The sequence below is a fragment of the Halomonas sp. AOP7-E1-9 genome, assembly GCF_052376035.1.
In the GTDB taxonomy this organism is placed as follows: domain Bacteria; phylum Pseudomonadota; class Gammaproteobacteria; order Pseudomonadales; family Halomonadaceae; genus Vreelandella; species Vreelandella citrativorans.
Genome location: NZ_JBQSVC010000003.1, coordinates 101,778 through 114,794 on the forward strand (window position 1 = coordinate 101,778; position 13,017 = coordinate 114,794).

Below are 13,017 nucleotides of genomic sequence, written 5' to 3' on the forward strand. Positions count from 1 at the left end.
TAAACCGCTTTTCACTGGTGCATGGAGTCAGCAGATAAAAATATTACGCTCAATTTCACACGACTATTCTCACGATTACCTGGCTTTATTACCGCTGTGTGCCAAGGGAAAACGGCATTTCCAGGCTTTGTACGAAAACTGCCTCAATCAATCAGCAGCAGGTTAATGCTGGCAGCGGTAATGTAATGAATATGCGTAGCGTCAGCCAATCTGCAATAATACGCCATCGGTTACCTAACCTTTCGCTGTTTGGATCAAGGAGAGAATGACATGCGTCTGCTACTCGCCCTACTACTGCCGTGGCTTCAGTTCTTTACGATCGGCCGTCCGTTTGCCGGGCTTATCTGCCTGATACTCCAGATTACTATCATTGGCTGGATACCCGCAGCGATCTGGTCTGTCTATGCTTTGAGCCAATATCAAACCGATAAGAAGATTCGTAACGCTTCCGGCAGATAGTCGTCCTGCCAAGCACCTTAACTACCCCGCCCAGAAGGCGGGGTAGTTCTTTATGGCACCCACACACGCGCTACCCTTTCTCTCCTGACAATTCCAAACCTCGAAAGTCCCCCTCAAAACGAAAAAGTGAAACGTCCTGTTCCATAACACGGTAACGACAGCGCCTCATTTTTTTGCCAATATGAGAAGAAATCTCATATAAAACTTTTTCTCATAAAAGGAATACCCATGAAGCCCACGATTCTCGTCACGACACTGCTTGTCACAGCGGTTAGCTCTGTTGCTCATGCCCAGGAACGTATTGCCACCTTTGATTTAGGCAGCCTGGATACACTGGATGCGCTGGGTGTTAGTGACCAAATCGTGGGGATTCCCAAACAGATTCTGCCCGACTACCTGTCAACCTATAACGACGACGCGTATACCGACCTTGGTGGCTTACGCTCTCCTGACCTTGAAGCCGTCGCCGCAAGCGAGCCCAGCCTTATCCTTTACACCGGCCGTCAAGGCGAGTGGGAAGCGGAGTTCGAAGAGATCGCTCCGGTGCTCAATACCAGCCTACAGGGCGATGATTACCTGGTAGCCTTTGACGACAACGTGCGCCAGCTTGCCAGCCATGCCGGTGTTGAAGAGCGCGCTGAAGAAGCACTAAAAGAGCTGCATGCCGATATTGAAAACCACCGCCAAGCGCTGGATGAAGCGTTGCGCGTACTGGTGGTTACCTCTAATGACGGCAACCTGGGGCTGAACACCCATCCGGTCGTCCATGACGTACTGGGTATCAACACATTAGAAATGCCGGATAGTGTTACCAGCATAACGCGCGGTAGCCGCACCTTTACGCCGCTGACGATGGATGCCATTGGTGAGATCCAACCCGACGTATTGCTGGTAGTTGACCGCAGCGCCGCCATTGGTAACGACGCCGCTGATACCGATGCGTTAACGCAAGCGCTAGCAGACGCGGGCACACCAGATACACGCCTGGTCGTACTGACCCCGGCCCTTTGGTACTTATCAGGCGGCGGCCTGCAGAGCCTGAAACTGCAAGTTGATGAGGTCGTTGAAGCGCTATAAGCGTCTACCACGATGCATGACCAAGCCCCCGTGTCGCTAGACCGGGGGCTTTTCATTAGGTATCAATGCTTAACGTATACAATGGAGCGCACCAGTCACCCGGGCGGCGTATGTCCGTTGGTTTGGCGACCAACGTGCCCATTTATTGTGATGAGTCGCTTTTGGCGTATAACGAAGCACTGCCCGCCGTAAGCTCCACTAATAGTGCCTGTCCCAAACGGCTTACCGAGCTGGCAAATGCCGATTGGGTCGATTAAGCAGCGCGCTCGACAAGGTTTTACCTGGCCTCTAGCTGCGCATTCACAATCGGCGTAAGATAGGTAGGCTGCTATGCAGCAATGTTCTCAGGGCGGGGTGAAAGTCCCCACCGGCGGTGATGGTACCTTTCCTAACGAAAGCGGCCTAAGCCCGCGAGCGCTCTCACTGGTCTGCCCGTGAGAGGTCAGCAGATTCGGTGAGAAACCGAAGCCGACGGTGATAGTCCGGATGAAAGAGAACGGCATCCATTCAACGGCGTTATTCCACGGAGAAAGCCCCCCTGGAGGCGTACGTTATGCCTATGGCGGATGCCGAATGCCCTGATTCTGGTACCACTTATCCAAGAGAATGACCATGAATCAGACCTTTCCTTTAACACTCTCCTCACATACCACGTCCCAGCGCATTGCGTTTATCCAGGGCCATTGGCACAACGATATCGTCGGCCAGGCCTACCAGGCATTTATTGAGGAAGTGGAGCGCAACGGTTTATCTGCTGACCAGGTGGATACGTTTACCGTTTCAGGCGCCTATGAAATTCCGCTGCAAGCCAAGGTACTGGCCGAAAGCGGCCGCTATGGCGCGATTGTCGGTGCTGGCTTTGTGGTAGATGGCGGCATCTATCGCCACGACTTCGTCGCCCACGCGGTCATCGACGGCATGATGCGCGTCCAGCTCGACACCCAAGTACCGGTCATTTCGGTGGTGCTCACGCCGCACCATTTCCATGAGCACAGCACCCATCACGACTTCTACTTCCAGCACTTCCTGGCCAAAGGTAAGGAAGCCGCTAGTGCGTGCCTGAACACCATGGAAAATCTGCACCGCGCACGCAAACTTAGCGACGCGTAAGCACTATCCTGGCCCGGCGAATGCCGGGCCAAGCGCCCACCAGCGAACATGATTCTCTGCTTGATTCTCCTGCTCTACTCACGCCTCATTCACATCCAGCAGATAGCTATAAAATGCCGTGTTGCGCTGCCAGCCAAGCGTTTCATACAGGTGCTGCGCGCGCTTGTTCTCCACCTGCGTCATCAATACCAGCCTTGTAACACCGTGGTCTTGGGCCAAATCGGCGGCAGCGCTCATTAACGCCCGGCCTACGCCTTGGCTGCGATACTCAGGCAGCACGTAAAGATCGTTCAACGTCCATCGCGCATTCATGCCTACCGTAGATAAGCCGGGAAAAAGCTGCACAAACCCGCTGATTTTTCCCTGCGCCTCTTCACTCACTAGAATGAACGAGTCGCCCAACCCAAAGCGTTGGCTTAAAAAGTAGCGAGCGCCCTTTAGGTCGCTTTGTTGCTGATAAAACTGGCGATAGTCATCCAGCAGTACGCTAAGCGCGTCCAAGTCATCAAGTACGGCAGCCCGAACGTTATTCACAGTGGCGCTCCTTAAAAAGAGGTGGGAATAGGCAAGTCTCTCGTTATAGTGGCTCTTGGTGAAGAACCAGTTTATTAAATAGCGAGGGAACCAGTGAAGCAGCGAACGCCGTCGAGTGAATGGCTTATTGATGCCTTGGCGCTACAGATGGGTACCCAAGGAACAACTACGCTGGTACATCAGCTTTACAGCGCGTTGCGCCGCTGGATTCAACACGGCGAACTGGCCGCAGGGAGTCATTTGCCCTCTTCACGGCACCTGGCTCACGGCTTGGGTATCAGCCGTAATACCGTGCTGGCGGCGATGGATCGGCTGTTAGCCGAGGGGTTGATCATCTCTCGGCGAGGCGCAGGGATGTACGTGGCCAACCTGCCTAATCTACCGGCTCCACCCAAGCCACTTTTGGAAGCGGCGTTTAGCTACTCAACACGCGGGCAGGCGCTGATTGACCGCTGCGGTACGCTAAGCCAACACTATCAAGCGTTTGCGCCGGGCGTGCCGGGGCTGGATCTGTTCCCCCATGCTCAGTGGCAGCGCCTGTTAAGGCGCCACTATCGCCAGGCCGATACGGCATGGCTTTCCTATCAAACGCATGGCGGCTTGCCCGCGCTTAAAGAGGCATTGGGTGATTACCTGACGCTTTCCCGCGCAGTGCGCTGTCGCCCTGAGCAGATTGTGATCACGCAAGGCGCGCAGCAGGCGTTCGAACTGGTGGCCCAGCTGCTGACCGATAGCGGCGACTCAGTGTGGATGGAAGAACCCGGCTACGGCGGCACGCAAACCTGCTTTTTGGCAGCGGGGCTGAACATTATTCCCGTTCCAGTCGATGAAGAGGGGCTGAATCCGTCGCTTTGTCCAGCCAATACGCCTTCGCCGCGTTTGATCTACGTGACGCCCTCCCATCAATACCCGAGTGGCGTTACCATGCCGGTTCCTCGGCGCTTGGCATTACTCGAACACGCCGCCAGGCACGGCGTCTGGCTCATCGAGGATGACTACGACAGCGAGTTTCGCTACGACACGCCGCCCACGCCGTCGCTTCAGGGCTTGTCGGAACAGGCATCCGTCATCTATATCGGCACATTCAGCAAGGTGCTCTACCCAGGCCTTAGACTGGGTTATATCGTGCTGCCCGAGGCGTTGGCCGATACGTTTCGGTTGGCTCACGCCCGCCTACACCGCGAAGGCAACTATCCCATTCAGTCGGCGCTTGCTGAGTTCATTGCCAAAGGTGACTTTTCACGCCATATCGCCCGAATGCGCATGAGCTATCGCCAGCGCCAGGCCTGCCTGCGTCGTGCACTGGCCTCTGCTACTGACGCCGGGTTAAAGCTCTCCTCAGGCCATGCGGGCATGCACCTGGTCGCCGAGTTGGAGAATTTAAATCAGGAAGCGCGCCTGGTTGAACTGGCCCAACAGGCACGCATTACGCTCTCCCCGCTATCCCGGTACTATCTGGGGCAACCTCAGCGTGCGGGCCTTGTGCTGGGCTATGCGGGCGCGACGGAGGATGAGCTACTACGTGCGGGCCGCTGGCTCAGCCACGCATGGCTAAATCTGACATCTTTATAAATCCTGACATTTTTATAACTAAAACAGGGGAATCACTATGGCGAACGCATTTATCGCCCCCGATGGGCACGCCCGCTGCTACTGGTGCGGCGGTGCACCGGAGTTTCTGCCCTACCACGATAACGAGTGGGGCTTTCCGGTTGATAACGATCAGCGCCTGTTTGAAAAGCTCTGCCTGGAGAGCTTTCAGTCCGGCTTGAGCTGGCGGACGATTCTCAACAAGCGCGAGAACTTTCGTGCGGCCTTTCATCACTTCGATTTTCATCAGGTCGCGCGTTTTGATGAGCGTGATGTGCAGCGATTACTGCAAGACGCGGGCATTATTCGCCATCGTGGGAAAATTGAGGCGGCGATCAATAACGCGCAACGGGCACAGGAATTAGTCGTACAGGAAGGTTCGCTGGCGGCGTTCTTCTGGCGCTTCGAGCCAGCGCATGATGCGTTAAAAGCGCCGCAAACCCAGACCGTCTCGCCTGAATCCATCGCGCTCTCCAAAACGCTGAAGAAACGCGGCTGGAAATTTATTGGCCCCACTACGGCCTTTGCGTTGATGCAGGCGATGGGGCTGCTCAATGACCATTCGCTGACCTGCGTAACACGTGAACGCGTAGAGCAGGCGCGCTTGCAGTTTCAGCGGCCCGTTTAGGGCTTCTACATACGTTAGGGCGCCAACAATCGCCTGGCGGACGGCGTCAGAAACGGCCATGCTTAGAGCAGTTCAACGGCCTGCGTATTCTCGGTACGCCTTCTTGTAGTAGTGTATCGACTGACACACTTATCTATACACCAAACAGCAGCAGAACATAACGTTCTCAACGGGGTTTAATGTGGCTCAACCGCTCTCTTCGCAAGCAGACTCTCACGCATCGCGATGCAAAGCATGGAGCGTACATGCTCTCACCGCTAGCGGCGTACTACTGGGCGTCATGGCGCTATTCGCTTTGATCGACGACAATCCGGTGGCTTGTCTGCTCTGGCTGGGGGCGGCGATGATGGTAGATGGCTTCGACGGCACGTTGGCGCGCAAGTATGAAGTGAAGACCATCCTGCCGCACTTCGATGGCTCAACACTGGATATGGTCATTGATTATCTTACCTGGGCGTTTATTCCCGCCCTGTTTATCTACTACTTTATCGATTTGCCGACCGGTTTTTCACTGCTGGCGGTGTTTATTATCCTGCTTTCGTCGATGTTCTGTTTCTGCAACACCAATATGAAAAGCCAGGATAACTATTTTGTTGGCTTTCCGGCCGCCTGGAATATCGCTGCGGCCTATTTCTACATTCTCGACTTCCCGCCTTGGCTTACCTTTGCCGCCATCATCGTCCTGGCCATTCTCACCGTTACTCGCATGAAGTTCCTGCACCCCTTCCGGGTGCGCAAATTTATGCCACTTAATATCGCTGTTACGTTGTTGTGGTGCCTCTGCGCAACGCTTCTTATTCTCCCAAGCACTGAGCATGCTGTTTGGGCACTATGGGGATGGGGCGTCGCCTCGGTCTACTTTTTTGGCATGTGCTTATGGCGGACAGCCCAGGAGTGGTTCGTCTGAACCCGACATTGGTTAACAAGGAGGTAGCACGATGTCGCTAACGCCGACTCAGGAGAAGAAATTCAGAGCCCTGGCAGCAGACATCGAAGGAATCGATGTCGAGGCCTACAAACGCTTTGAGCGCGATCCATTGGCGCCGATCATCGGCTTGGGCAAGCCGAACCTGCGCATCGGCTTTTTTGGCCGCGACCCAGGCCGTGACGAGGTGCGTCACGGCGAGCCGTTTATCGGTGCTGGTGGCCAGTTGGTCAGAAAAGCGCTTTATGAGCAGCTTTACGGCGAGACGATGCCGGACTTTGCAGCATCCAAAGCCGTGGGCGAGCACTTTTTCTGGATCAATACCGTGCCCTACAAGCCCGTAGGCAACAAGGCGTGGTCGATGAAGGTTAAGCGTCACTTTCACGGTTTAATGAATGAGGTGCTGATCTCGCGCTGGGAAGGACGAACGCTGATTACGCTGGGCCGAGAAGCGTTCCTGTGGTTCGGTATCGGCCGCTCAAAAGAGGAACGTGCGCGTCTGGAAGCTTTCTGGAAGCAGGAAGATCGCTTTGAGAGTAGCATCGAGGTGACACTAGAAGATGACAAGGGAGCAGCGCAAACCTTTACGCTCTACCCGCTGCCGCACCCCTCGCCGCTCAATCAAACCTGGTATGCGCGCTTTCCAGGGCTATTAAAGCAGCGTCTGGAGCAGCTAGAGGTACGTAAGGACAATCTGACGCTGTGACAACGGCCTATTTAAAACAACGTCTAAAGGGCACCGCCATGAAACCCAGAATCAGCTTGATTACTCTTGGTGTGCATGACATGAATCGTGCCATCCAGTTCTATCGGGATGGCCTTGGACTGCCGGAACATGAAACAGACAGCGACGAGGTGGCCTTTTTCAAGATGGAAGGTGCCTGGCTATCGCTGTTTCCCAGAGCATCATTGGCTAGCGATATCGGCATTACCGATGACTCAAAAGATGGTTTCAGCGGTATTACATTGGCTCACAACGTCGCCAGCCAAGAAGCGGTTGATCAAGTTCTTGAGCAGGCGGTTGCGGCAGGCGCCGAGCTGATCAAACCAGCAGAAGAAGTGTTCTGGGGCGGTTACTCCGGCTACTTTCGCGACCCAGAAGGCCACTACTGGGAAGTCGCCTACAACCCTTTTATGGATCTGGCGTGAGTCACTAGCCAAGAGGTTCATCCCCGCGCCTGCGGGGAATGGATAAAAGATAAATTCAACATTATGTCCTTAATCTTGAATTTTCGCACAGGCAAACTCATATGCCATTTCAAAGCAACCGCGAGCGAATCGACGGGCGAGTTGGTTGAACAATTTTGCCGTGTTGGACCAGCAGTCGCTCCGAGGGCGGTGACGCTACAGCGGCTGCAGCATTGAGTGCGTCCACAATCACGAAACTCGCCTCGTCACCGATCGCGAATCCCGGTAGCGCACGGCCAATCGCCCTTGCGGAGTCCATCGTGATCATGTCAAGAGCGACACCCAGCTGTTCGTCGGTATAAAGACCGGAGCGGTAGCCGATCAGCATCGCGCGTTCAAGCAAATCACCATTGCCGTAAGGCCACCACGCATCGCGAATATTGTCATTGCCCGCGAAAACATGAACGCCTTCCGCGCGTAGTACATCGATCGGTGGGAAGGGATGATCTCCCGGCGCATTGGTTAGTATAGACACGCCCGCTTTGGCGAGGATCGTCGACACACGACGTGCCTCATCACGGCTCACATCGCCAAGTGCGTAAGCATGGCTAATGGTGACGAGGCCCGACATACCGGCTGCTGCCGCTCGCGCGGCAATACGCTCAATCTGCTTGATACCGCCTGCGCCGTGCTCATGCAAGTGGATGTCGATTTTCGCACCGTGGCGCTCGGCCGTGCCAAACACCACATCAAGATGCGCATCTGCGTCACCGTCAAACTCGGTAGGATCAAGCCCGCCCACCACTGTCGCGCCTTCACGCATGGCGGCATCGAGCAGATCCGCTGTACCGGGACTAGACACAATGCCAGCCTGCGGAAAAGCAACGAGTTCTACGTCGACCCGGCCCTTCCACATCTCGCAGGCGGCTACGACTGCATTCAGATTATCGAGTCCGAGCACTGGGTCGATGTCAACGTGACTGCGCATTGCTACCGTGCCAAAAGAGTGAGCCTGCGCGAGCAGTGCCTCAGCGCGTTCAACAACCGGCAATGCGCTGGATAGAAGGCGCTTTTCAACGTCAAGCCGCTCACGAAGGGAGCCAACCGGACGATGAGGAAACCAGCCGTCGCCGACAAAGCTCTTATCGAGATGAATATGGCCCTCCACAAAAGCAGGAAGGACAGTCAATCCATCAAGATCGATTTTTTTGGCGTCGGTTGAGACAGTATCGATAGGAACGAAGCACCCATCGCGCGTGGCAAGATCACTTTTGTTGCCATCAGGGGTCAAAGCGTTGGCGTAAATGCATTCATTCATATAAGTGTGTTTCCACTTCTGGTTGTGGAGTCATACGACTAAGCTCTGCTCAGGAGGAGCTGCTCGTGCCTCCGATAGAATCAGGACAGTGCCATTTTCCTCGAAGAGGTAAATCAACGATCCAAGCGATCAAATGCCAAGTGGCTGCGACAGCTCGGCTGATCACTTTGCCATCCGTGACCAGCACGGCACCGAATGGACGCCCTCCATTGGCAACATTCTTGTGGGCAAGATTGATCGCCTCGTCCAGATACGCCTTGTCATTCATTTCGCACCCGCCTGTTCTAGCAAACCAGCGATGTCAGTATATCCGCGTTGTCGCGCATGTTGCAGCGGCGTGATCCCTTCCCTATCAGCCAGGTTCACGTCCGCGTTGGCGTCGACCAGCAGCCCCACAATCTCTCCGTATCGCGGTCCGCCATCGCCGAGGATGATAGCCTCCAGCAACGCCGTCCAGCCGAGGTTGTTGACATGATCAATATCCGTGCCGGCCTCTATTAGGGTTCGAACAGTCTCCACATGCCCCCGTTCCGCCGCAGGAATCAGCGCCGTACCGCCATAGCGGTTGACACTCGCCAAATCAGCGCCATGGGATAGCGTCATCTGCAGTATTTCCAGATGTCCGCGCGCGCCCGCATAGAGGTAGGGGCTATCTTCGATGTCGTCTTTAGCGTTCACATCAGCCCCGGCACTAATAAGTAGACGAGCGGTCTCAACTCGGTTCGCATGGGTTGCAGCGAGTAATGCTGTCCGCCCACGACTATCCCGCGCGTCGAGCGGTATATCGCTGTCGATCATTTCTCGAACACCAGCGATATCATCGTTTTCAGCAGCGGAGATCAGCAAAGGATTAGCCTGAGCGACAGGGACTCCGCCAAAAGCAACGGAATCGATCATGGTTATACATCCTACGAGGAGTGTGAAGGCGAAAGTGGCCTGTAAGCGGCTGCGCATAAAAGTCCCTTCTTGCTGATAAAAATCATAGACAAAAATATAGTGGACAAAAAAGTCATTTGGAAATTAAATATCTGAATGAAAACCAGTGATAAATCGAATAAGCCGTTCAACTCCGACCTGTTGCGCAGTTTCGTGGCGGTGGTCGACACGCGCAGCTTTACAGCCGCAGCACGGCAATTGAACTCGACTCAATCGACGGTCAGCCAGAAGATAATGAGGCTGGAAGAGGTGGCAGGCGGGCTTTTGATTGATCGCGGACGCAATAGCATCACACCCACCGAGGCGGGCGAGCGACTGCTGGGTTATGCACGTCGTATCCTGGCACTGAACGCGGAAGCTGCCGCCGTCGTGTCTGGAGTAGCGCGTCATATCACCCTTCGGCTCGGTCTGCCCGAGGATTTCGCTTCGGGCCGGGTGACACAAGTACTTGCGGCGCTTGTCCGGCAGCATCCGAACTTGAAGCTGGAAGTTACCAGTGGTCTGAGCCGCAATCTATACGGTGCCTATAATCGAGGGGAGCTGGATCTAGTTCTGGTCAAACAGCACCGCGGCGAGGCCCGCGGAGTAATGCATTGGCCCGAGCCGCTGTCCTGGTATCAAAGCAAAAATCATGCGCTGGCCGATTGCGACCCGCTGCCGCTTGTTGCCTTTCCTTCGGATGGATTGTATCGCGCCCAAATGATTACTGCCCTCGATAACGTCAGGCGCGGATGGCATCTTGTTTACACGAGTTCCAGCCTCGCCGGCCTGCTGAGCGCGGTCAATGCCGGTCTCGGGATTAGTCTTCTTCCAAGGCGCGTGGTCAACTCGGGCATGCAAGAAGTTCCGACCTTGCCTGCGGTTGACGCCATGGAAATCGCAATCCACCAAGCGGACCAGGACAGTCCTTTCGTATCCGAGATCATTCAGATACTTGCGGATGAGGTTGAGCGATAGACCACTTAGGGATGATGGTGCCATCGGTCGTCGACAATATAGAAGACTCATTCATCTGAACTGACCCCAAAAAACCTGGACAGTAAAACACTAAGCGGACAAGGCCTGAGTTCGGTACTGCACCGGGCTCAGGCCTCTTAGTTTGGACTTGATGCGCTCGTGGTTATAATAATGGATGTAGTGTCGGATGCCCGCCTGTAATTGCTCAATCGTGTCAAAGCGGTTCAGGTAAAAATATTCTGACTTCAGCGTTCCAAAGAAGCTCTCCATCGCGGCATTATCTAGACAATTCCCCTTGCGTGACATGCTCTGGGTCACGCCCTGCTCGCCCAGCTGTCGCGGGGCCTCGCGGCTGTACTCGCTCGCGCAGGTAGTCACGGATGCGCTTGGCCTCAACATGACCCAACTTCTTCAGCTGCTTGTGGGCGGCCCCCGTCAGCTCAATTTTCCAGCCCAAGATCACGCTCCACGTCATCCAGGGAGTGCGTGGTTTCCTCGCCACGACGCAGACGCTCCAGGGTCTGCTCGGCGAGGTAAACGTCCTCAAGGTCATCGAGGTGCTTGAGAATAGCTTCACGGGCGTAATAGGTCTTGGTGCGGCCGGAGGCCTTGGCCAAGGCCTCCAGGCGCGCTTCGATGTCGCTGGGCAGTCGTATTGCCAACATGATGGTCTCTCCTGGAGATTTGATATACACGTATAGTATGCGCCGCGATCAGCGTTTCAATCAGCATCAAGACCCATCATTTTCAGTGATTTCTGTCTTATCTTGAGTTTGGTTCATCCCCACGCCAGTGAGGAACGTATCTCCATGAGCCATTAGGACGTTCAGGACTTGAGTTCATCCCCGCGCCTGCGGGGAACGGTTGACGGATGACGTTGTTGAGCTGTTCCTGAGCGGTTCATCCCCGCGCCTGCGGGGAACGGAGTATTGCCATCTAGCTCAGGCGGCAGCGTGCCGGTTCATCCCCGCGCCTGCGGGGAACGGAAGCACAACTATGACGGACGTATGGCTGATGCCGGTTCATCCCCGCGCCTGCGGGGAACGGCGTCTGGCTCGGCACATTGAAAGATGCCTAAACGGTTCATCCCCGCGCCTGCGGGGAACGGAAGCGGAAAGCCTGGAGCAGCTGCAAGAGTTGAGGTTCATCCCCGCGCCTGCGGGGAACGGGAGACTGGGGCACTTGCCCCCTACCTCTGGTGCGGTTCATCCCCGCGCCTGCGGGGAACGGCGCAAGCTGGTAGATGCAGACGTAGGGCATGCCGGTTCATCCCCGCGCCTGCGGGGAACGGTCCAGGCTGACTTTACGGAAAGCGTGAATCACCGGTTCATCCCCGCGCCTGCGGGGAACGGACGCTGCACGCCTATATTGTTGCGTTTTAATTCGGTTCATCCCCGCGCCTGCGGGGAACGGAGGCGGCGTAAAGCGCGTGCAAATCTGCATGACGGTTCATCCCCGCGCCTGCGGGGAACGGTGGGTTTCCATCGTCATCAACAAGTATTTCAACGGTTCATCCCCGCGCCTGCGGGGAACGGTGGTAAATGCCAGTAGGGATAATGCCGGTAAACGGTTCATCCCCGCGCCTGCGGGGAACGGCCCCTGATCGGTGGATCGAAAGACTCTGGCGCCGGTTCATCCCCGCGCCTGCGGGGAACGGATGATCCGCGTACAGATAACGGCTACCGCATCAGGTTCATCCCCGCGCCTGCGGGGAACGGATCAATAGTGGCGACTACATCATCAACGCCATCGGTTCATCCCCGCGCCTGCGGGGAACGGCGGCAATTACCAGTGAGCAGGCGCTTGGTGAGCGGTTCATCCCCGCGCCTGCGGGGAACGGCTGATCGTTACAGCCTGGGCAAGTGCGGATGGCGGTTCATCCCCGCGCCTGCGGGGAACGGAGTTCGGCAAGCATGAAGCGTTGACTGAAGCCCGGTTCATCCCCGCGCCTGCGGGGAACGGTCTGGTGGCTGATGAAGTGGATGGCGTTGCCGCGGTTCATCCCCGCGCCTGCGGGGAACGGCGTTCAAACTCCTGGCGCATCACCTCTTCGCGCGGTTCATCCCCGCGCCTGCGGGGAACGGGATACGGCAGAGCGTGAGCGCGTAAAGCCCGGCGGTTCATCCCCGCGCCTGCGGGGAACGGAAGCCGTTGCCACTAAAGCCTCTACCATCATGCGGTTCATCCCCGCGCCTGCGGGGAACGGTTTTGGTCGCGTTTTAGAAGCGGTACAGCAGGCGGTTCATCCCCGCGCCTGCGGGGAACGGTTTTGGTCGCGTTTTAGAAGCGGTACAGCAGGCGGTTCATCCCCGCGCCTGCGGGGAACGGGTCGCCATAGAGTGCCTGGGCGTCGTC

16 protein-coding genes, 1 pseudogene, 1 CRISPR repeat array and 1 riboswitch (1 of these 19 cut by a window edge) are annotated in these 13,017 nt (G+C 56.1%); of the genes and pseudogenes, 10 read left to right on the forward strand and 7 right to left on the reverse strand.

Annotated features, from left to right (window positions below):
• Nucleotides 1-270 precede the first annotated feature (270 nt).
• The 4 genes from ACT3R4_RS03100 (at nucleotide 271) to ACT3R4_RS03115 (ending at nucleotide 2,646) form a co-directional block, all read left to right on the forward strand.
• Nucleotides 271-459, forward strand: coding sequence for a YqaE/Pmp3 family membrane protein (locus ACT3R4_RS03100; RefSeq protein ID WP_087111000.1), 189 nt, complete (start codon nucleotides 271-273; stop codon nucleotides 457-459).
• 228 nt (nucleotides 460-687) lie between these two features.
• A complete protein-coding gene (locus ACT3R4_RS03105) occupies nucleotides 688-1,536 on the forward strand; it encodes an ABC transporter substrate-binding protein (RefSeq protein ID WP_441677454.1) in 849 nt (282 codons plus the stop codon).
• Between the two features lie 110 nt (nucleotides 1,537-1,646).
• Complete coding sequence (locus ACT3R4_RS03110) at nucleotides 1,647-1,793, forward strand: YbaK/EbsC family protein (protein WP_441677452.1); 147 nt, start codon at nucleotides 1,647-1,649, stop codon at nucleotides 1,791-1,793.
• 79 nt (nucleotides 1,794-1,872) lie between these two features.
• A riboswitch (FMN riboswitch) is annotated at nucleotides 1,873-2,038 on the forward strand.
• Between the two features lie 110 nt (nucleotides 2,039-2,148).
• A complete protein-coding gene (locus tag ACT3R4_RS03115) occupies nucleotides 2,149-2,646 on the forward strand; it encodes a 6,7-dimethyl-8-ribityllumazine synthase (RefSeq protein WP_087110995.1) in 498 nt (165 codons plus the stop codon).
• Nucleotides 2,647-2,724: 78 nt separating this feature from the next.
• On the opposite strand, the gene ACT3R4_RS03120 is transcribed toward ACT3R4_RS03115, so the two are convergent.
• Nucleotides 2,725-3,180, reverse strand: a complete 456-nt coding sequence (locus ACT3R4_RS03120; RefSeq protein ID WP_441677450.1) for a GNAT family N-acetyltransferase — start codon at nucleotides 3,178-3,180, stop codon at nucleotides 2,725-2,727.
• A gap of 93 nt (nucleotides 3,181-3,273) precedes the next feature.
• On the opposite strand from ACT3R4_RS03120, the gene pdxR reads away from it, so the two are divergent.
• From pdxR to ACT3R4_RS03145, 5 genes are all read left to right on the forward strand, one after another.
• Nucleotides 3,274-4,752, forward strand: a complete 1,479-nt coding sequence (pdxR, locus tag ACT3R4_RS03125; protein WP_441677448.1) for a MocR-like pyridoxine biosynthesis transcription factor PdxR — start codon at nucleotides 3,274-3,276, stop codon at nucleotides 4,750-4,752.
• A 37-nt stretch (nucleotides 4,753-4,789) separates the two neighbouring features.
• Nucleotides 4,790-5,398, forward strand: a complete 609-nt coding sequence (locus tag ACT3R4_RS03130; RefSeq protein ID WP_441677447.1) for a DNA-3-methyladenine glycosylase I — start codon at nucleotides 4,790-4,792, stop codon at nucleotides 5,396-5,398.
• A 181-nt stretch (nucleotides 5,399-5,579) separates the two neighbouring features.
• Nucleotides 5,580-6,305 carry a phosphatidylcholine synthase gene (gene pcsA / locus ACT3R4_RS03135; RefSeq protein ID WP_287076878.1) on the forward strand — a complete coding sequence of 242 codons (726 nt, stop codon included), beginning with the start codon at nucleotides 5,580-5,582 and terminating at the stop codon, nucleotides 6,303-6,305.
• A 31-nt stretch (nucleotides 6,306-6,336) separates the two neighbouring features.
• Complete coding sequence (locus ACT3R4_RS03140; RefSeq protein WP_441677445.1) at nucleotides 6,337-7,029, forward strand: uracil-DNA glycosylase family protein; 693 nt, start codon at nucleotides 6,337-6,339, stop codon at nucleotides 7,027-7,029.
• A gap of 38 nt (nucleotides 7,030-7,067) precedes the next feature.
• Nucleotides 7,068-7,472, forward strand: a complete 405-nt coding sequence (locus ACT3R4_RS03145; RefSeq protein ID WP_441677444.1) for a VOC family protein — start codon at nucleotides 7,068-7,070, stop codon at nucleotides 7,470-7,472.
• Nucleotides 7,473-7,581: 109 nt separating this feature from the next.
• Here ACT3R4_RS03145 and ACT3R4_RS03150 read toward each other — a convergent pair whose 3' ends face one another.
• The 3 genes from ACT3R4_RS03150 to ACT3R4_RS03160 are packed head-to-tail and all read right to left on the reverse strand — an operon-like array spanning nucleotide 7,582 to nucleotide 9,666.
• Nucleotides 7,582-8,769, reverse strand: a complete 1,188-nt coding sequence (locus tag ACT3R4_RS03150) for an amidohydrolase (RefSeq protein WP_441677442.1) — start codon at nucleotides 8,767-8,769, stop codon at nucleotides 7,582-7,584.
• Nucleotides 8,770-8,818: 49 nt separating this feature from the next.
• Complete coding sequence (locus tag ACT3R4_RS03155; protein ID WP_441677440.1) at nucleotides 8,819-9,037, reverse strand: tRNA-specific adenosine deaminase; 219 nt, start codon at nucleotides 9,035-9,037, stop codon at nucleotides 8,819-8,821.
• Complete coding sequence (locus ACT3R4_RS03160) at nucleotides 9,034-9,666, reverse strand: ankyrin repeat domain-containing protein (protein WP_441677438.1); 633 nt, start codon at nucleotides 9,664-9,666, stop codon at nucleotides 9,034-9,036. The genes ACT3R4_RS03155 and ACT3R4_RS03160 overlap by 4 nt, the downstream gene beginning before the upstream one ends.
• A gap of 135 nt (nucleotides 9,667-9,801) precedes the next feature.
• Here ACT3R4_RS03160 and ACT3R4_RS03165 point away from each other — a divergent pair, with 135 nt between their 5' ends.
• Nucleotides 9,802-10,662, forward strand: a complete 861-nt coding sequence (locus tag ACT3R4_RS03165) for a LysR family transcriptional regulator (protein ID WP_087110977.1) — start codon at nucleotides 9,802-9,804, stop codon at nucleotides 10,660-10,662.
• A gap of 90 nt (nucleotides 10,663-10,752) precedes the next feature.
• On the opposite strand, the pseudogene ACT3R4_RS03170 reads toward ACT3R4_RS03165, so the two are convergent.
• The 3 genes and pseudogenes from ACT3R4_RS03170 to relB all read right to left on the reverse strand — a co-directional run.
• Nucleotides 10,753-10,989: pseudogene (locus tag ACT3R4_RS03170) on the reverse strand (transposase); the annotation flags it as partial.
• Nucleotides 10,940-11,119, reverse strand: coding sequence for a type II toxin-antitoxin system RelE family toxin (locus ACT3R4_RS03175; RefSeq protein WP_441677597.1), 180 nt, complete (start codon nucleotides 11,117-11,119; stop codon nucleotides 10,940-10,942). The pseudogene ACT3R4_RS03170 and the gene ACT3R4_RS03175, both read right to left, overlap by 50 nt.
• Nucleotides 11,103-11,327 carry a type II toxin-antitoxin system RelB family antitoxin gene (gene relB, locus ACT3R4_RS03180; RefSeq protein WP_087110975.1) on the reverse strand — a complete coding sequence of 75 codons (225 nt, stop codon included), beginning with the start codon at nucleotides 11,325-11,327 and terminating at the stop codon, nucleotides 11,103-11,105. Before relB ends, ACT3R4_RS03175 begins: the two co-directional genes overlap by 17 nt.
• 170 nt (nucleotides 11,328-11,497) lie before the next feature.
• A CRISPR array of direct repeats spans nucleotides 11,498-13,017; the repeat unit is 29 nt; unit sequence CGGTTCATCCCCGCGCCTGCGGGGAACGG (it continues 3,267 nt past the right edge of the window).